Origin of the sequence: Acetomicrobium sp. S15 = DSM 107314 (genome assembly GCF_016125955.1) — a bacterium.
Lineage (GTDB): Bacteria > Synergistota > Synergistia > Synergistales > Thermosynergistaceae > Thermosynergistes > Thermosynergistes pyruvativorans.
This window is the reverse complement of sequence record NZ_JADEVE010000336.1, coordinates 53,876-71,552: the sequence shown is the minus strand read 5'-3', so window position 1 is coordinate 71,552 and position 17,677 is coordinate 53,876. Positions and strand designations below refer to the sequence as shown.

Here is a 17,677-nt window from a genome sequence, read left to right as displayed (position 1 = left end):
CCTCTCGAATCTACAACAAAGCGTAGCCGGCCTCGAAGGCCTTTTCGTTGAGCTCTTCGGTTCCTTTAGGGACGCGCGCTAACAATGCCTTCTTGACGGATTCGGGACGCAACAGGCCCCATTGCTCCAAAACTTTCCCTATGACCCCTAAGGCCACCATATTAGCCACGACCTCGCGCCCGATCGCATCGCGGGCTGTTCTAACTATGGGAAGGCAGAGGGTTTTAACCTTTATATCTGGCAGCTTGGTGACGTAAAAGTCATCGAGGATTAGAATGCCATCTGCAGCGTTATCCGAGGCGTATTTATCACACGCCGCCTGGGTCAAGACGACCTGGAGCTTCGGCGAGACCGCTTTCGGATAATCGATGGGCTCTCTCGATATGACCACCTCAGATTTCGATGCCCCGCCTCGCGCCTCCGGCCCATAGGCCTGAGCTTGAACGACGTTTAGGCCCTCTTCGTAAAGGGCAGCTGCCTCTCCGAGGATGACCGCAGCCAAGATGACTCCCTGCCCGCCGGATCCGGCGATGCGTATCTCATAACGTTCGTTCATGCGACTTGCCCCCTTGCCCTCTCGATGAGCCTGAGGTATTGTTCGACATATTCGGGTCTTTTCCTATCCATCAGTTCGCCTATTACAATTTTCCCTTCCAATTCCTCCGGCTTCATGGCATCAGCCTTCGTCTTCGTGACGCTCACCTGCTTGAAGCGGTTTATGTTGTCTATCGGACGGGGGAGCTTATTCCTGCGGCCGAACTGGGTATGGCAATGAGTCATTACTTCTACCACGGAAAACCCTTTGTTTTGAATCCCCTTCTTGATGTACTGCTCTACGAGTTGAGGTTGCGCCACCGTGGCTCTGGCTACGTACGTAGCCCCCGCAGCGGCGGCCAAATTGCACAGGTCAAAGGGCGGGTCTATGGCGCCATAAGGCGCTGTCGTGGCATAAGCTCCTATGGGCGTTGTGGGAGACACCTGGCCTCCCGTCATGCCATATATAGAGTTGTTTAAGACCACCGCAGTGATGTCTATGTTTCTGCGACAGGCGTGGATGAAATGATTGCCTCCTATAGCAGCGCAGTCGCCGTCTCCCATAACATTTACCACCGTAAGTTCGGGATTGGCAAGCTTAATGCCGGTGGCGAACACGAGAGAGCGCCCATGAGTCGTATGAACGGTGCAGGCGTCTATGTAACCCGGCATGCGGCTGGAACATCCGATACCGGAGGCTATTACGGTCCTTTCTTTCTCGCAACCGAGCGACGCCAAGGCGCGCAACAGCGCATGCATGATGATGCCATGCCCGCAGCCCGGGCACCAGATGTGAGGGAAAAAGTCTACGCGCAACCAGTCCAATACTTCTTTAGAAGGCATCTAAGCCACCTCCTCGATGGCAGAAAGTATATCCGAGGGCTGGAACAGTTCGCCGTTTACCAAGCTCTTGCCCACGACGGGAGCTTTTCCATTTACGGCTCTTTCGACCTCGAGGAGCATCTGGCCGCAGTTCAGTTCGGGCACTATCACGACGTCGACTTGACTTGCCAGTTCTTTAAGCTCCTCGTCAGGAAAGGGCCAAAGCGTTATAGGTCTGAAGTGCCCGACCTTGAGCCCTTTTTGCCTGGCTTCTCGCACTGCCCTCAAGGAGGATCGTGCCACGCTGCCGTAGGAAACAATCAATACCTTCGCGTCCTCCCCGTAAAAAACCTCGTATCGCACGATATCCTTGCGGAAGCGATTGACCTTCTGCACGAGCCTCTTTATCTTGGTTTCGATCTCGCTTGGCTCGTCCGTGGGAAAACCCCATTCATCGTGAGTGAGACCGGTTACGTGCCATCGATAACCGTCTCCAAAGGAAGCCATCGGCGGAACATCGTCGCTCGGATCGGGCTTATAAGGCACGAAGTCTTCCGGATCTGCAGTTGGGCGCTTTCTGTTTACCACCTGATACGACCCGGCATCTGGGATGACGATCTTTTCCCTCATGTGCCCCACAACTTCATCGCCCAATATGATGACGGGTTGACGGAAGCGCTCAGACGCATTAAAAGCTGCTATTGTCAGCTCGAAACACTCCTGCACTGACGAAGGAGCGTAGGCTATGGTAGCGTGATCGCCGTGAGTCCCCCATCTCGCCTGCATCACATCTTGCTGCGATACCCTGGTGGGCAGTCCCGTAGACGGACCGCCTCTCATGATGTCGACCACCACGAGCGGTATCTCGGCCATATACGCCAACCCCAAATTTTCCTGTTTCAACGAGAATCCGGGACCAGACGTGGCTGTCATGGCCTTGCGACCGGCTATGGACGCCCCTATGGCTGCAGCTATGCCGCCGATTTCGTCTTCCATCTGGATGAACCGACCGCCGATTTTCGGCAATTCCTCCGCTAATGTCTCGGCTATCTCCGAAGACGGGGTTATGGGATAGCCGCTAAAAAATGTGCATCCGCCGGCTATAGCTCCCATCGCTATCGCTTTGTTGCCTTGCCAAAATGCCACCTCAGCCATATCTCAATCACTCCCCTCTTTTGTCACCGTGATGGCCAGGTCCGGACACGAATAGTCACACTGGTGACATCCTATACAATCTTCCATTCGCACTGGCTCTGCCTTGATGTGCTCGTTAAGCTCCAGGACGGACTTGGGACAGATCGCAACACAGAGGCCACACCCCTTGCACCAGGCAGTATTGATGGTCACAGAAAACTTCCTCGCCACGCTTTCCATCTCCCCCCTCGCCAGATTTGCCCATGTAATCACAATCTTCAACATTATGCCACGGGATAATGTATAAATCAAGCGGCAATGATAGGTCTTGTATAAAATTTTGGCAAACTTTTCAATAAATACCGATAATTGCTACTATTCTTTCGTCGGTCCAATTTGAGGTTCTCTCAGATAAAGGATGCGCACAGCATCAGGAGAGAGTGCAAGATCTCGTCTCCTTTCTCCTATTAGCGCCACGCTGCTTCCCCTGCACCCGTGACGATTTAAGAGGCGCTCCCCGACCGCGGGCGCTGGAAACCTCGCTAAATCATCCCCTACCCACGCGATTCTTTTACTACGATCAACATTTTTCACGCTTTTTTCTAATGTATCAAACAACAGGGAGACAGGAGATATAACGGCTTCCACCTCCCCTTCTTTCATGGTGTAAGCCGCGGCGTACGCATATTTCCCCCTGGCCCAAATTACCGGGACGACCAGGGCTCCCTCCTCCAAAAGATCAAAGGCTATGGCCTCGAGCGACGAGACCGAAACGACGGAGACGCCCAATCCCTCCGCCAGCGCACAAGCGTAAGACACGCCAACTCTGAGACCCGTGAAATATCCGGGGCCAGTGGTGACGGATATCAGATCTATGTCTAAAAACCCTTTGTCGACCGACCTCAAGAGGTTTTGAACGAGCAGCGGAAGGGAGGAAGCCTCTTTCCTGCCCAGGTTCACATTGATCTCGCCCAAAAGGGAGCCACCCTGAACGCAGCCCACACAAGTCCATAGAGTAGAACAATCTATGCCAAGCACTAACGCCATTGTCGTTTCGTCACCTTACAAAGGCGCTCACAAGCGTTTCTTAGAGCTTCACAGGCTCTCTCGCCGCAGGCATATATTGATATCCTCCTCGCGCACTCGCCCTCTTGTGGGAGAAACTCGATCGTCACACTCCAATATTCCGAGAGGCGTTCCTTCAGAGCCGGTGCGGGCCATTCCACGAGCAAAATATACCCTCCGTCGAGATATTCCTCCAACCCGAGCATTTCCACCTCATCTGAGCTCAGGCGAAAGAGATCGACGTGAGCAACGCGCTCTCTGCCTTCGTATTCGTTGATTATCGTAAAAGACGGGCTTCGCACGCCCGAAATACCGAGGCTCTCCGCCATGCCGCGGACTAACGTCGTCTTGCCAGTGCCGAGCTCTCCTTCCAATAACACCGCCAATCCCGGATACAGCACCGCGCCGATATGCGTACCCATAAAAATCGTCTCGACCTCTGAGTGCGAGACGAAATGAAAAGGCGTCATCCCTTCAGGAGCTACCCCCATTATTTGCTGCTCCTTCTGCCCAACAAAATGAGTATAAATGTACCTGCAGCGAGCCCGCCCATCACCAAAAATAGCTCACCCATGGGAAGTTCTCTATGGGTAACCTTTACAGCGGCTAAAAATAAGATTACAGCCACAAACGCCACAGCCGTAGCCCTGACGCCCCTCAAACGGCTGCGGGTGGTCTTTTTGAATTCCTCATCCCAATCGATCTTGTGCCTGCGTTTATACATAGCGCAGCTCCTCAACGACCCGTGGGATATGGTCCGCTATCTCCCTGGCCAAGTGGCCGTCGAATCCGCCCTCTTCGTACAAAATAGTTCCGACCCTGCCGTGGATGTGAGCACCGACGACGCCGGCTTCATAAGGAGAAAGCCCCATTGCCATGAAGGCGCCGACCAGGCCGCTCAACACGTCGCCGGACCCCGGAACGGATAGCGCCTGATGACCTTCTAAAATCACCGCTGTCTGTCGGCCATCGCAGATCAGCGTGCGAGGACCCTTCAACAGTGCGGGCCCGTATCGCTCGGCGAGCGCCTTGACCGCAGCAAGGCGGGCATTGCCAACGGATGACGCATCGCTCTCCAACAATCTCGCGGCTTCAGCCTCGTGAGGCGTAAGCATCACGTCGTCTCTGCGATGCAATTCTCCGGATTGACTCAAGCAATACAGAGCATCGGCATCGACCACCATCGGGCCTCTCCATTCATCCCAGACGCGCCTCACCAAGGCCATCGCCTCTTTGCCGCGTCCCATGCCGGGACCTATTACGAGAGCATCTATCCTCTTAGACCACGGAACTATAACGCCCTCCCACGCCTCTTGAGCCAAACCGCCCTCGCGAGACGGTGCAGGCAAGATGATGGCTTCCGGCAGCGCGGCAGCCAGCGGCATAGAAATCTCCTCCGGGAGCACCAATAACGCTATCCCCGCTCCGCCCCTGAGGGCGCCCAGCGCGGCCAGCAGCGGGGCTCCCTTATAGATGGACGAACCGCCGACTATCGCCACGCAACCTCTGTCTCCCTTATGCATATTCATGGGACGAGGAGGAAGCATGCGCGCAGCATCGAGCCTTTCTATGGCATTGACCTCGGCAGCCGGCAGCGACAAGGATTCGAGCGGAACTCCTATATCTACCACTGAGACCTTGCCTGCGTAATCCGCCCCCGGCATCACGAAAAGCCCCACCTTTGGAATTAGCATGGTAATTGTGAGATCTGCCCACACCGCCTCAGCCGCCACAGCCCCAGTTGACGCGTCTATGCCGCTCGGTATGTCCACGGCAGCTACGCGCCTGGCTTTGGGCGTCAGACGTATCAATCGCCCAATTTCGCCCCTCGGTGGTCCGGAACTTCCCGTGCCAAGCAGGGCGTCAACTACGAGGTCGGATCTGGACACGATCTCGCTTATTGCCTCGTCGGACATTTCACGAGAGGATAAAATCGGAATCCCGCATCGCCTTGCTATGGCGAGGTTCAGCGCCGCATCGCCTTTAGATCGCTCTTCTGGGAAAGCTAAAATAACGGTGGAACGTATGCCTCGAACGAGGAGGTGACGCGCTATTACGAATCCGTCGCCGCCGTTATTTCCAGGTCCGGCAAAAATGCACACCTCGTCGATACCGGGGAATTCCTCCAAAAGCGCATCCGTAGCGTTCCTTCCGGCATTTTCCATCATCACCGCGCCAGAAAAACCGAGGAGACTTGCGGCCTGCTCGTCACAGGCCCTCGCTGCTTCAGCGCTATAGAGTCCGATCATGCGCCTAATCCTCCAATACCACCACAGCGACGGCAAAATCGCCTTCGTGGCTTATACTTAGCCAAATTTTACGAATCCCCTTTTTGGCGAACTCCTCTTCGAGAGCGGGCGAAAGGCAAATTCGAGGACCACCTACCTCATCCCTTCTCACCCAAGCCTCACGAAGTCCCATCTTGGCAAGGCCCAAGCCTGAAGCTTTGGCAAGCGCCTCGCGCGCTGCGAAGGCCGACGCAAGATGCACAGCAGGACGGCGTTTACGGCGAGCGTACTCGATCTCCTCGGGCACAAAGGCTTTTTTAAGGAAACCGTCTCTTGTCAGCGCCCTCTCGATGCGGGAAATAGAACAGATGTCAACGCCTATGCCGCAAATCGTGACCGGATCCCCCGTTTAGAAACGACATTTATCGAGCGGCATCGGAGACCAAAGCCCAGGTGTCGCGAGCGATCACCAGTTCTTCATTTGTGGGAACCACCAGGATGGCGACCTTTGAATCGTCAGTGCTGATAAAGGCTTCCTTTCCGCGCACCTTGTTTTTATTCGAATCCAGCTTGGCGCCCAAAAAGGCCAAACCCTCGCACGCCTTGGCGCGTATGACATCCGAGTTCTCACCTATGCCGGCCGTGAAGACGATCGCATCGAGCCCGCCCATCGCCGCAGCATAGGCCCCTATGTATTTCCGCACCCCGTAAGCCAGCATCTCAATGGCCAAGAGGGCCCGTTCGTTTTGAGACTCAGCTGCCGCTTCCACATCCCTCAAATCGCTGCTTATGCCGGTGAGGCCCAAGAGACCGCTCTCCTTGTGGAGGATATGGCTCATGGCTTTGGAGTCAAGTCCTTCCTGCTCCATGATGTACAGGATCGCAGTCGGGTCCAAATCGCCGGACCTCGTCCCCATAATGACACCCGGGACGGTGCCGAAGCCCAAAGAGGTGTCTACCGACTTGCCTCCGTCAACAGCCGTCAGAGAACTGCCGTTGCCCAAATGACATGTGACGATCTTCAAATCCTCCACCGGCCGCCCGAGCATTTCGGCAGCCCTGTTGGCCACATAATAATGGCTGGTGCCGTGGAAGCCGTAACGCCTCACCTTGTACTCCTTGTAGCAGCGGTAAGGCAGACCAAACATATAGGCATGAGGCGGCATTGTTTGATGGAATGCCGTATCGAATACTGCCACTTGTGGCACATTCGGCAGCGTATCCATCATAGCCCTTATCCCCATGAGGTTGGCCGGATTATGGAGGGGGGCCAAAGGCACGCAGTCCTCCACAGCGTCCAAAACCTCCTTGCTCACGATTACCGACCTCGCAAAGGCCTCTCCTCCGTGGACGACGCGATGTCCTACGGCTACAATCTCGTCCAGGCTCTTCAGCACGCCATGCGTCTCGTCGACGAGCAGGTCCAGCAGCAGTTTGACACCGACTTTATGGTTTGGCACGCTCACATCCTGCTTGAGCTCCTCCGCCCTCATGTTCTGGTGTTTGATCCTGGACCCCTCTATACCTACGCGCTCGATGAGCCCCTTTGCCAACACCTCTTCTGTCCGCATGTCAAAAACCTGATACTTGATGGAAGAACTCCCGCAATTCAATACCAACACCTTCATTAGATACGACCTCCCAGCTTTTAGTTATTCTCAAAGGAGGGTACAATGTTTCCTGTCACTTGAGCTCATCGAGGAGGACGAGTAGAAAATGAACCTCCCTCGCGTGGTAGGAATCGTGGCGGAATACAATCCCCTCCATAACGGCCATGCCTTTCATCTCTCCCGAGCAAGGGAGATCGTAAAAGCGGACGCGGTAGTCGTAGTGCTTTCTTCGCACTTCGTCCAACGGGGAGAACCGGCGATAGCAGACAAGTGGGAACGAGCGCGCATGGCTCTCGCCTCTGGAGCTAATCTCGTCCTGGAGTTGCCCACAGCCTTTTCCTGCCATAACGCAGGCGTCTTCGCGGCAGGAGCGATAGACATTTTGGCTTCCACAGGCATCGTCTCCCACTTAGCATTCGGGATGGAAAACGCAAAAGATCCAAACGTTGAAGCGATCGTAGATATTCTAACTCACGAGACGCAGCCATTCAAGGATGCATTGCGTCAAATGCTATCCCAAGGCTGTTCCTTCGTGGAATCTCAAGCCCGCGCCGTGGATTCGCTCCTCCCTGGTGCATTCGCCGTGATGTCTCAATCGAACAACATCCTGGCCATCGCATACATGAAAAGGATAAGGGAAAAGGGCTATCCCATTGAAGTTGTCCCCGTCGAGCGCATCGGGGCCCTTTACCACGATATTAAACCCGGACCTACGGCCAGCGCCACAGCCGTAAGGCGCTCGCTATGGCATGGTAAATGGGACGAGGTTTCTGATTCGGTCCCTCCGTCGACCATGACAATCCTGCGCCGATGCGCTGCCGAAGGAAGGCTTTTTTATTCCTGGGACAGGCTGTGGCGCATGGTGCGGACTGTAATCATCCGCTCAGAGGCGTCAGAGCTGAAGGGATATGCCGAGATGAAAGAGGGGCTCGAAAAGCGCATCCTAAGGGAGGCGTGGAAGTGTCGCAGCTTCGAGGAGCTGATTTCAAGCCTGGCATGCCGGCGCTATCCCCGGGGGCGATTGCAGCGCCACCTCATCCACATCCTCCTCGGGGTGAATCACTGGACTAACAGAGCTTACCAACGCTTAGGCCCTGCCTACATACGGCTTATAGGGGCTGACGGTTGTGGAAGGGCCATCCTCAAACAGATGCGCTCGACAGCCAGGCTCCCCGTAATAAGCAGGGCATCGCTTCCCGAAAACCGCTATGCCTCTGATATGTTAGCCCTGGAACGCCGGGCGTCTGAAATGTGGGAACTCCTCGTCGATAGCCCAGACCCGGGCCGCGAGACGAGAAGCACGCCCGTCATGGACCCTTGAGACAACTACTAAAAACGAGGGAACTTCTCGCGCAGCCGCCTGTATACGCCAGGCGGCACCATATCCTGGATAGCGCCGCCGAAGCTGAAGACTTCTTTCACGACGCTGCTCGAAAGGTATGAATATCTGGCTTCCGTCACTATGAAGAGCGTCTCGATCTCCGGGGCGAGCTCCCGGTTCATCTGAGCCAGCTGGAATTCGTATTCGAAGTCTGAAAGGGCCCGCAGCCCCCTGATGATGGCGCGGCTTCTCTCTTGGCGCATGAAGTCGACGAGGAGCCCGTCGAAAGCCTTGACCTTTACGTTGGGTAGATGAATAAGAGCCTCGCGCGCCATGGAGGAGCGCTCGTCGACGGTGAAGGTGGCCTTCTTTTGCAGGTTTACGAGGATGGCCACGACGAGCTCATCGAAGAGAGAGGCGGCCCTCTCTGCTATATAAACGTGCCCATTCGTTATAGGATCGAAAGATCCGGGATAGACCGCCTTTACCAAATCAATCCTCCTCGACGAATCTAAACGTCGAAAGGACGGTATCGCCGTACCGCCTCTCGTCGACAAGTTGAAGGCATTCGGGTATGCCGTCCATTATCTCCCTGCTCGACCTCTCCAACATTATAACGCCGCCGGGGCGGACGAGACCTCTTTTCGACGCGAGCAGTTTAAGCGTCTCGATAGCCCAAGATGAATCGTAAGGCGGATCGGCAAAGACTACACTGAAGGAATACCCTCTCTTGTCCAGCCATCGAATCGCCCGTCGGACGTCCATAAAAAGCAAAACGAGCCCCTCTTCCGGCTTTACGCCGGCCCTTTTTACAGCCTCGCACCGCCGCTTGAGGAGCTCCACGGCCACGACGGGCCTAGCTCCTCTACTCCACGCCTCGAGCGCCACGCGTCCAGTACCGGCGAAGAGGTCTAAAAAGGCAACATCAGAAAGCGGGCCCAATATGTTAAAAATCGCTTCTATCACAATGGACGATGTGGGTCTTACGCCTTTCATGCGCTCCGACTCGAAGTGCGCGCTTCGCTCGTACCCTCTCGCAACGGGCGCACGCAGTCGAGGGGCTTAATGTCTATCACGGGCGACCCGTTCATAGCCTCTAAGTCCTCTACGACCAAGATGTTGCCGTCGCGCCCCAAGAGCTTACAATGGCCTGTGCCTATGCCGTTGGGCCTATTAGGCGAGCAGGTCGCAAAAACTCCGCGCTTCTCCCTATTGACGTCGCCTCGAGGGTGCACCATCAACGGTGCCCCAGCGGAGAGATGAAAGGCAAAAAGGACCAAAAGCTCCATGCCGGCTTCAAGCCCTTCAAGCCCTTTAACATACGCTTCGTCCACCACTATCTTTGACTGCACTCCGATAAAGCGATCGGGGTCCATCCTCTTTGTAACCGCGTTTTCCACATGTCCTATGGGATAAAGCGGCCATCCGCGCACTGTATCTTCACCTCCGCAATAGCGGCAAGCGCTGCCTTAGCCGCTGGAGTCCTGAATGCCTGAGAACACTCATCCAGTTTGACAAGAACGCCATCTGGTTTGGGCACAAATCTGAGGTAAAACCTCTGCTCGAAGCCGTCATCGACAGTGATAACTTGAAGCAACTCCGTTCCGTCGTCGCCGATGAACGCCTCGCCTAAGAAGTATCTATGTGCTCCCTCGCCGCCGCTCGTGCCGGAAATTGCCTTAGCCGGACTCGTTTTAACGCTCAAAATTCGATGCATACGAAAACCTCCCTCGCTCTCTGAAGGAAGGACAAAGTCGTCGACCTTGACGAACCTGAGGCGATATATATCCCTTCCCTGAGCCAGCCACTTTCCTTCGTATTTGGTGCGCACAGCCCGTCTCGGATTTTTTTCAAAAAGGTCGACCGTCATCGCGCCCGTAGCGGAGACAGCTTGAGCGAACTCCTCAGCGAAAGGCTCTGAGTCGGTAGTCATCTCAAGCACCCCTTGCATCTTGAGCGCCGAGGATACGGCTGCCGGAAAATTTCCGTGTGAGAGGCGATATTTCGCATGTCTCTTCTTGGGCCACGGGCAGGGGAAGTTAGTATAGGCTTCATCAAAGGTGCCAGGCGAAAAAGCCTCCTTGAGCATGAAGGCCGCGTCTCCCATGACCAAAACGACGTTGTCCAACCCTCTTTGCAGCACCTTCCTCGCGGCTTTGGTAACCGAGGTGATGGAAAGCTCAATGCCGACAAAACACGCCTTCGGGTCATCTTGTGCCAACGCCAGGAGAAAATCCCCGTTCCCGAAGCCTATCTCCACGACCTTCCTCTCGCAAGCAGCCTTAGGGGCCCAAAAGCCAGGCCATGCGCTATCGGCCGGATGGCAAACTACGCGATGCAATGCCCAAGACACACATTCGTCCCTCCAACGCATTGGCGGAGGCGTGTGGGAATCGAACCCACCCAGAGCAGCCCTGGCCACCCCGCACCGGATTTGAAGTCCGGGGTCGACACCAGCCGGCATCCGCCTCCGCGCAAGTCCAGTTTATGATAATATTTCTGCAGGCGATTTGTCCAGATTCAGTTTCAGTGGCTTACGAAGAGTGCTTTGACCTTATTGCGGACGCGCTGGAGGGCGTTGTATACGCGCTTTTCGTCCCACCCAAGCACCTCGGCCGCCTGCGCTATTCCTCCCGTCTGCAAGTAAGCATCGAGCGCAGCGGTTTCCATGGGTGAAAGCACCGGGATGAGCTCCTTGAGCATCTCCTGACTTTCCGCGCCGCACAGTTCGTCGTCCGGGGCTGACGGCGTGGCCAGCTCTTCTATCTCGTCGAAGCTCTCCTCCACACGATGAAGGGCCTTCTTGCGCAAAAACGAGATCATAGCATTGCGAACGCAAGAATGCGCAAAGGGAGAGAACGGCCCTCTTCCCGGATCGTAGCGCTGCGCGGCCCTATAAAGGGCCATAAGGCCTTCTTGGACGAGGTCGTCCTGCAGATATGAATCCCGGCCGGCCAAAGCCCTGGCGAGCGACCTCACCCACGGAATATATGATATAAAAAGGGACTCGATATCACCTTCTTGTGGTCTGTACGTCTCTTGTCCCATAAGCCATACCATCCTTTTTATTTTTTAAGCGAAGGAGAGAAAGCCTTTGAAAGATCTTGCGCAAGCCTTGTTAAAAGGATGCACAAAAGAGAAAGATCGTCAAGTAGTGAGCCTGGATGTGTGCAAGGCTCTCGCCGAAGAAAAGGGGATCCCTTTGCGCGATGTAGAACTCGCAGCGCTCGATGCTGGAATCGTTCCTAAGCGATACGAGCGAAACATAGGGACGCTTGGCATAGCTGGGCAGATCAGCCTGTTGAGATCGCGCGTTGCGGTGGTCGGTTGCGGAGGCCTCGGCGGTTGGATAGTTGAAGTTTTGGGACGAGTCGGAGTCGGAGAGCTTCTGATCATAGACGGCGACACCTTCTCTGAGAACAACTTGAACAGACAGCTTTTCTGCACCGAAAAAAATATTGGCCTACCGAAAGTCCAGGCAGCAGCCGAGCGTTTGGCTGTGATAAACAGTGCCCTGCTCGTCGTGCCTATAAATGTCCTCCTCACTGAAGAAAACGCCAATCGTCTGCTCGAAGGCGCAAACCTGGCCATCGACGCCCTCGATAACAACAGCTCCAGAAAGGTCCTGTTCGAAGCTTGCAGAAGGTCCGGGATACCGGTCGTTCACGGCGCAATAGGCGGCCTTTCAGGCGAAGTCGGGACCATATTCCCCGGAGACCCGACGCTATTCGACGCCCTAAAAGGCGAAGTCCCCGACAGAGGCGCTGAGATAGTCTTGGGCAACCCATCGTTTACGCCCGCGGTTACAGCCGCCCTCCAGGTGGCAGAGGCTGTGAAGGTGATAACGAACATAGGCACGCCGCTTCGGGCCTCCCTGCTGTGGATAGACTTAGAAGAGATGGAGTTTCAAAAGCTGCGCCTCTAAGCTGCTTCCCTAAAGGCCTTCGACCAAACCTCGCAGAAGCCTGGCCATCCTGAGGGAGGCTTCCTCTGTCGCAGCCAAAACCTCCTCGTGGGTGAGGCGCTTCGCCTCCATGCCTGCGGCGTAGTTAGCCACGCACGAGACGGCGCAGACCTTCATCCCCATGTGGTTGGCCACGATCACTTCTGGCACCGTGGACATGCCTACTATATCCGCTCCCATGGCGCGAGCCATGCGTATCTCAGCGGGCGTTTCGTAAGAAGGGCCGGGAAAGGCTATGTATACCCCTCTTTTGACCAGTATACCCTCCTTAGCGGCCACCTCCCCCGCCAAATGCAACAGGCGCTGGTCATAAGCGTATGTCATATCCGGGAAGCGCGGCCCCCATTCTTCATCGTTAGGGCCGCGCAGCGGATTTGCCCCCATAAAGTTTATGTGGTCGCACACCAATACCAAATCGCCGGGGCGAAGGCCGTAATGTATGCCTCCAGAAGCGTTCGTAGCTATATAAACTGGGATACTCCATCTGCCGAAGACGCGCACAGGGAAGGTGACCTCTTCCATCGAATAGCCTTCGTAATAATGGGCGCGCCCTTGCATGAGCACCACCAGCTCCCCCCCGAGGCGACCTATCACGAGCCTGCCAGCATGCCCAGGGGCTGTGGAGCGCGGCCAGTGCGGTATCGCTTCATAGGGAATTACGGCGGAGTCGGACATCTCGTCGGCTATCCTCCCTAAACCTGACCCCAACACGACCGCGGCTTTTGGTATGGCGGTGACGTTTTTCTTGATGTATTCTAACGCCTCGTCTACGCGTTGTTTTACCTCCATGGCCTTCACCTCTTTGAGTTGTCGCTGCCACAAAACATACCGCACACAACTTTAACTTAAAGCTTCAGCCCTCTTCATTAAATCGCTAATTAGCTATCACACATAGCGTTTCACGTCTTACGTTTCACATCTCACATCTCACATCTTACGCCCTGGGGTGGCAGTTATCGTACACATCGCGAAGCTCGAGGTCGAAATGGGTATAGCGCTCTGTCGTCGCTATGGTGGAGTGCCCCAAGAGCTCCTGCAAGGTCCGCAAGTCCAGCCCTCTCCTCAAGAGGTGGGTGGCAAAGGAGTGGCGCAGGACATGCGGATGGAGGCGGGAGGATGAGATGCCGGCCATCTTTCCCCTCCTCCTCACTATGCGCCACAGGTCCTCTCTCGAGAGAGGCTTGCCGCTCCGCGACAGAAACAGCTTCTCGCACCGCCCCTTGTCCAAACGCGGACGGCTTTCCTTCAAATAGCGCTCTACGCTGCGCCGAACGCTTCCCAAAAAGGGGACCAACCTCTCCTTGTTGCCTTTCCCGTGCACGCGGATCACTTCGTTGCCCCAGTCAAGGTTTGAAAGCTCAAGCTCGCATACTTCGCTCGCCCGCAGGCCGCATCCATAGGCGCACTCCATGATTGCCCGATCCCTGATGTCTATATCGCGCTTGCCGTCGCAGGAGGCCAAGATTCTCTCTATTTCCCCTTCGCTCAATATCTGGGGGAGGGTCTTTCCTTTGGCGGGCAGAGGAGGAAGTCGTTCCCCGCCATCGGCCAACCCCTCTGCCACCAGATAGCGCATAAACGATCGAATGGCCGCAGCAGTGCGTTGGATAGACGCTCTGCTCATGCCGTCCTCGGCCAGGGATCTCAAAAAACGCACAACCCCATCCTGAGTCGGAGGGACGGGGGGAATATCGTTCTGCAAACAAAAGGCGGCCCACTTGGCGAGGTCCGACGCGTAGGATCTCGCCGTGTTCTCGCTGTAACCGAGCTCGAAGCGCAGATAGCTTAAAAAAGAGTTGACCAGCCAGGCCTCCAACAACCCCGCCTCCTCCAAGGTTAACGCAAAAGCGTCAGAAGGGCGACCAGCGTCTTGGCATCCTCTATAGCACCGCTTTCGATCAACCTGAGGCATTCTTTCTTGCCCGTGGGCATCAGGTTTATGAACTCGTCGTCATCTCCCGGAAGGGACGAAGGGAAGATGTCTTTGGCATGGTAGAGGACGATGAGCTCGTTCGAAAAACCCGGGGATGTATAGAAGCGGCATATCTCGCGGACCTCTTTGGCGTCGAAACCGGTCTCCTCCCTGAGCTCCCTCTTAGCGGCGGCGACCAGATCTTCCTCGTCCTCCACAATGCCGGCAGGCACCTCTATAATCTCTTTGCCCACAGGATAACGGAATTGGCGTATGAGCAGGATCTTCCCGTCCTCGGTCTCCGCGGCGATAGCCACGGCGGTCGCGTGTTCTACGACCTCGCGGTACGTCATCGAGCCGTTGGGCAGTTCCACATGGTCGATGCGCACGCGGACGATCTTGCCATCGTATGCCAGGCGCGAGGCGCATCCCTTCTCAGACGTATCCATCTACCTGACGTATACCTCCTTGGCGAGTTCCCTGCCGCGCGCGAAGGCCTGCAGGTTCAGTTCCGCCAACGCCGCCTTTTTCTTCCCCAATACTTCTCTGACGACGGCTTCGCACGATTCGACGGTAACTATGTCGGAAAGTTCAGCCAAAACCCCCAATATCACGATGTTAGCGATGCGGGCGTCTCCCAACTCCCTCGCGATGCTGCTCGCCGGCACGGGGACCACCGTCACATCGCTCCTCGTGTCTTCGTAGCTTACTAAATCTTTATCATATAGCAGAAGCCCGTTGCTCTTCAACTTCGGTTCGAATTTCAAAACGGACGGCTTATTCATGGCCACCAATATGTCAGTAGCGCTCACCAAGGGAGACCCGATCTCTTCGTCGCTCACTATGACGCAACAGTTGGCCGTGCCGCCTCGCATCTCCGGGCCATAAGAAGGTATCCAGGCTACATTGTGCCCATCGCGCATGGCGGCATGAGCCACCAGCTGCCCCAACATTAACACGCCCTGCCCTCCAAAACCTGCCGCTATGAGAGTGCGGGTAAAATCGCCCATGAGCCTTCACCTCCTATTCGGGAACCTTGAACTCCTTCAACGGAAAGACCGGTATCATCTGCTCTTCGACCCAATTCGTGGCCGCAACAGGAGACATCCCCCAGTTCGTCGGACAAGTGGAGAGTATCTCCACGAGAGAAAACCCCTTGTCTTCGATCTGCGTCAGGAATGCCTTCTTTATGGCCTCTTTCGCCTTGATGACGTATTTCGGCTTGACGACGGATACACGGGCTATGTAGCCGGGCGCGGCCAAAGTCGAGAGCATCTCGGCCACGCGTATGGGGTAGCCGCTCGCCTTCGGATCGCGGCCATAAGGGGTCGTGCTGGTCCGTTGGGAGAGCAACGTGGTGGGGGCCATCTGTCCCCCCGTCATACCATAGATGGCGTTGTTGATGAATATAACGCTGATGCGCTCTCCTCTGTTGGCTGCGTGCACGATCTCCGCCATGCCTATGGACGCCAAATCCCCGTCGCCCTGATACGTGAAGACCGCGAGGTCGGGGCGAGCCCTCTTGCACGCTGTGGCCACAGCCGGAGCCCGGCCATGGGCGGCCTCGTACCAATCCAGATCTATATAGTTATAGATGAGCACAGAGCATCCGACAGGCGCAACCCCTACCGCCCTGTCTTGTATGCCAAGCTCATCTATCACCTCGGCTATCAGACGATGGGCTATGCCGTGCGTGCAGCCGGGGCAATAGTGAGTAGACACCTTATACATGGACTTCGGACGCTCGGCTATTAAGACTTCTTTCATCGCAGCATTCCCTCCTTCAACACCCCAGGATCTCTTTGGCCGCGCGGACGACTTCTTCGACCGAAGGGGCGTTACCTCCGCAGCGGCCGTAAAAGTGGACGGGAAAGCGCTCCGCCACGCCGAGTTTTATGTCTTCGACCATCTGGCCGCAGCTCATCTCCACCGCCAAAACGGACTTTACGCTCGGGGGGAGTTTTTTGAACGGCTCATAGGGAAACGGCCAAGCCGTGATCGGGCGGACCATGCCGGCCTTTATCCCCTCAGCGCGCAAGGCTTTTAGCGATGAGCGCACTATCCTGCTGGTGGTGCCGTAGGCGACCATGACGAGCTCCACATCGTCGTCCATCATGTAGCTCTCGTGCCTCACCTCGTTCTTCTCGATCCTACGGTATTTCTCCTGGAGGCGACGGTTATGCTCCTCCAAGGGATCGGGCTCAAGGGATAGCGTCTTAACGATGGCTCGCCGGCCGCGCTCCTTCCTGTATCCGACGGCCCACTCTTTCTTATCGGGAAGCTCCAGCTTCTCGGGCACCTTGAACTCCACCGCTTCCATCATCTGGCCCATAAACCCGTCCACCAAGACCATGACGGGGTTGCGGTATAGATCGGCAAGGTCAAAGGCCTTCATGACGAGGTCTATGGCCTCTTGCAAGGTCCCCGGCGTCAAAATCAACAGACGGTAGTCGCCGTGACCGCCGCCCCGCGTGGCCTGAAAATAATCTGCCTGACCGGGTAGAATGCCGCCGAGCCCAGGCCCAGCGCGCATCACGTTCATGATCACGCAGGGAAGCTCAGCCCCCGCTATATAGCTGATCCCCTCAGACATGAGCGAAATCCCAGGGCTCGAAGAGGACGTCATTACTCTGACCCCAGCCCCGGCAGCGCCGAAGAGCATGTTTATCGTGGCGACCTCGCTTTCGGATTGAAGGTAAACCCCGCCGACCTCGGGGAGCCTGCGCGACATATATTCGGGGATCTCATTCTGTGGCGTTATGGGGTAGCCGAAGAAATATCTGCATCCGGCTTGAATGGCCGCCTCTGCAAGGGCTTCGTTGCCCTTCATCAGTACACGCTCGCCCATCTTCGTTTCACCTCCACAAGTTATTCATCGATGCGGTAGACAGTGATAGCCACATCCGGACAGGTAGTGGCGCACATTTTGCAGGCTATGCATCCCTCTTTTGCCTGCGTAGCAGGTCTATATCCCTTGCTGTTGACTTTGTCGGATATGGAAAGCACCTTGGTAGGACAGGATGCAACGCACAGACCACAGCTCTTGCACAGCTCTTCATCGATCACTACGCGCCCTTTCGGCATTCA

Annotated in this window: 24 protein-coding genes and 1 tRNA gene; 2 read left to right on the top strand and 23 right to left on the bottom strand. The window is 55.9% G+C overall.

Annotation, left to right across the window (positions count from 1 at the left end; translation table 11 throughout):
- Nucleotides 1-10 precede the first annotated feature (10 nt).
- The 10 genes from EZM41_RS09900 to EZM41_RS09855 all read right to left on the bottom strand — a co-directional run bounded on the left by EZM41_RS09900 (nt 11) and on the right by EZM41_RS09855 (nt 7,411).
- Nucleotides 11-556: a 2-oxoacid:acceptor oxidoreductase family protein gene (locus EZM41_RS09900; RefSeq protein ID WP_198470930.1), complete on the bottom strand. Its 546-nt coding sequence runs from the start codon at nt 554-556 to the stop codon at nt 11-13.
- On the bottom strand, nt 553-1,377 hold the full coding sequence (locus tag EZM41_RS09895) for a thiamine pyrophosphate-dependent enzyme (RefSeq protein ID WP_198470929.1): 825 nt from the start codon (nt 1,375-1,377) through the stop codon (nt 553-555). The genes EZM41_RS09900 and EZM41_RS09895 overlap by 4 nt, the downstream gene beginning before the upstream one ends.
- Nucleotides 1,378-2,511 (bottom strand): 2-oxoacid:acceptor oxidoreductase subunit alpha, encoded by a 1,134-nt coding sequence (locus EZM41_RS09890; protein WP_198470928.1) that lies wholly within the window; start codon nt 2,509-2,511, stop codon nt 1,378-1,380. It lies immediately after the preceding gene.
- A 3-nt stretch (nt 2,512-2,514) separates the two neighbouring features.
- Nucleotides 2,515-2,721 (bottom strand): 4Fe-4S dicluster domain-containing protein, encoded by a 207-nt coding sequence (locus tag EZM41_RS09885; RefSeq protein WP_446697837.1) that lies wholly within the window; start codon nt 2,719-2,721, stop codon nt 2,515-2,517.
- Nucleotides 2,722-2,865: 144 nt separating this feature from the next.
- Entirely contained in the window at nt 2,866-3,537 is a 672-nt protein-coding gene (tsaB, locus tag EZM41_RS09880) for a tRNA (adenosine(37)-N6)-threonylcarbamoyltransferase complex dimerization subunit type 1 TsaB (protein WP_198470927.1), read from the bottom strand.
- Nucleotides 3,528-4,046, bottom strand: coding sequence for a tRNA (adenosine(37)-N6)-threonylcarbamoyltransferase complex ATPase subunit type 1 TsaE (gene tsaE / locus EZM41_RS09875; protein ID WP_198470926.1), 519 nt, complete (start codon nt 4,044-4,046; stop codon nt 3,528-3,530). The genes tsaB and tsaE overlap by 10 nt, the downstream gene beginning before the upstream one ends.
- Nucleotides 4,046-4,279, bottom strand: a complete 234-nt coding sequence (locus tag EZM41_RS09870) for a hypothetical protein (protein WP_198470925.1) — start codon at nt 4,277-4,279, stop codon at nt 4,046-4,048. The genes tsaE and EZM41_RS09870 overlap by 1 nt, the downstream gene beginning before the upstream one ends.
- Nucleotides 4,272-5,804, bottom strand: coding sequence for an NAD(P)H-hydrate dehydratase (locus tag EZM41_RS09865; RefSeq protein ID WP_198470924.1), 1,533 nt, complete (start codon nt 5,802-5,804; stop codon nt 4,272-4,274). The genes EZM41_RS09870 and EZM41_RS09865 overlap by 8 nt, the downstream gene beginning before the upstream one ends.
- A gap of 4 nt (nt 5,805-5,808) precedes the next feature.
- The gene (gene acpS, locus EZM41_RS09860) at nt 5,809-6,165 is read right to left on the bottom strand and encodes a holo-ACP synthase (protein ID WP_342449302.1); all 357 of its coding nucleotides are present in this window, start codon (nt 6,163-6,165) and stop codon (nt 5,809-5,811) included.
- A gap of 40 nt (nt 6,166-6,205) precedes the next feature.
- On the bottom strand, nt 6,206-7,411 hold the full coding sequence (locus tag EZM41_RS09855; protein ID WP_198470923.1) for an acetate/propionate family kinase: 1,206 nt from the start codon (nt 7,409-7,411) through the stop codon (nt 6,206-6,208).
- 88 nt (nt 7,412-7,499) lie between these two features.
- On the opposite strand from EZM41_RS09855, the gene EZM41_RS09850 reads away from it, so the two are divergent.
- Complete coding sequence (locus tag EZM41_RS09850) at nt 7,500-8,714, top strand: tRNA(Met) cytidine acetate ligase (RefSeq protein WP_198470922.1); 1,215 nt, start codon at nt 7,500-7,502, stop codon at nt 8,712-8,714.
- Nucleotides 8,715-8,722: 8 nt separating this feature from the next.
- Here the strand turns inward: EZM41_RS09850 and coaD are convergent, their stop codons facing one another.
- The 6 genes from coaD to EZM41_RS09820 all read right to left on the bottom strand — a co-directional run bounded on the left by coaD (nt 8,723) and on the right by EZM41_RS09820 (nt 11,762).
- A complete protein-coding gene (coaD, locus tag EZM41_RS09845) occupies nt 8,723-9,205 on the bottom strand; it encodes a pantetheine-phosphate adenylyltransferase (protein ID WP_198470921.1) in 483 nt (160 codons plus the stop codon).
- 1 nt (nt 9,206) lies between these two features.
- Nucleotides 9,207-9,710, bottom strand: coding sequence for an RsmD family RNA methyltransferase (locus EZM41_RS09840; protein ID WP_198470920.1), 504 nt, complete (start codon nt 9,708-9,710; stop codon nt 9,207-9,209).
- A complete protein-coding gene (locus tag EZM41_RS09835) occupies nt 9,707-10,147 on the bottom strand; it encodes a TrmO family methyltransferase domain-containing protein (protein WP_198470919.1) in 441 nt (146 codons plus the stop codon). Before EZM41_RS09835 ends, EZM41_RS09840 begins: the two co-directional genes overlap by 4 nt.
- Nucleotides 10,120-11,067, bottom strand: a complete 948-nt coding sequence (gene trmB, locus EZM41_RS09830) for a tRNA (guanosine(46)-N7)-methyltransferase TrmB (protein WP_198470918.1) — start codon at nt 11,065-11,067, stop codon at nt 10,120-10,122. The genes EZM41_RS09835 and trmB overlap by 28 nt, the downstream gene beginning before the upstream one ends.
- Nucleotides 11,068-11,088: 21 nt before the next feature.
- A tRNA-Sec gene (locus tag EZM41_RS09825) sits at nt 11,089-11,186 on the bottom strand.
- A 54-nt stretch (nt 11,187-11,240) separates the two neighbouring features.
- Nucleotides 11,241-11,762: a sigma-70 family RNA polymerase sigma factor gene (locus tag EZM41_RS09820; RefSeq protein ID WP_198470917.1), complete on the bottom strand. Its 522-nt coding sequence runs from the start codon at nt 11,760-11,762 to the stop codon at nt 11,241-11,243.
- Nucleotides 11,763-11,808: 46 nt separating this feature from the next.
- Between EZM41_RS09820 and EZM41_RS09815 the strand changes: the two genes are divergently transcribed.
- Nucleotides 11,809-12,639: a HesA/MoeB/ThiF family protein gene (locus EZM41_RS09815; protein WP_232619284.1), complete on the top strand. Its 831-nt coding sequence runs from the start codon at nt 11,809-11,811 to the stop codon at nt 12,637-12,639.
- A gap of 9 nt (nt 12,640-12,648) precedes the next feature.
- Here EZM41_RS09815 and EZM41_RS09810 read toward each other — a convergent pair whose 3' ends face one another.
- The 7 genes from EZM41_RS09810 to EZM41_RS09780 form a co-directional block, all read right to left on the bottom strand.
- On the bottom strand, nt 12,649-13,467 hold the full coding sequence (locus EZM41_RS09810) for a purine-nucleoside phosphorylase (RefSeq protein ID WP_198470916.1): 819 nt from the start codon (nt 13,465-13,467) through the stop codon (nt 12,649-12,651).
- 145 nt (nt 13,468-13,612) lie between these two features.
- On the bottom strand, nt 13,613-14,494 hold the full coding sequence (locus EZM41_RS09805) for a tyrosine-type recombinase/integrase (RefSeq protein ID WP_232619283.1): 882 nt from the start codon (nt 14,492-14,494) through the stop codon (nt 13,613-13,615).
- Nucleotides 14,495-14,514: 20 nt separating this feature from the next.
- Nucleotides 14,515-15,039 carry an NUDIX hydrolase gene (locus EZM41_RS09800; protein WP_198470914.1) on the bottom strand — a complete coding sequence of 175 codons (525 nt, stop codon included), beginning with the start codon at nt 15,037-15,039 and terminating at the stop codon, nt 14,515-14,517.
- The gene (locus EZM41_RS09795; protein ID WP_198470913.1) at nt 15,040-15,600 is read right to left on the bottom strand and encodes a 2-oxoacid:acceptor oxidoreductase family protein; all 561 of its coding nucleotides are present in this window, start codon (nt 15,598-15,600) and stop codon (nt 15,040-15,042) included.
- A gap of 13 nt (nt 15,601-15,613) precedes the next feature.
- Nucleotides 15,614-16,357, bottom strand: a complete 744-nt coding sequence (locus EZM41_RS09790) for a thiamine pyrophosphate-dependent enzyme (protein WP_198470912.1) — start codon at nt 16,355-16,357, stop codon at nt 15,614-15,616.
- A gap of 16 nt (nt 16,358-16,373) precedes the next feature.
- On the bottom strand, nt 16,374-17,438 hold the full coding sequence (locus EZM41_RS09785; protein ID WP_198470911.1) for a 3-methyl-2-oxobutanoate dehydrogenase subunit VorB: 1,065 nt from the start codon (nt 17,436-17,438) through the stop codon (nt 16,374-16,376).
- Between the two features lie 20 nt (nt 17,439-17,458).
- Nucleotides 17,459-17,674, bottom strand: a complete 216-nt coding sequence (locus EZM41_RS09780; protein WP_198470910.1) for a 4Fe-4S dicluster domain-containing protein — start codon at nt 17,672-17,674, stop codon at nt 17,459-17,461.
- Nucleotides 17,675-17,677: the final 3 nt, after the last annotated feature.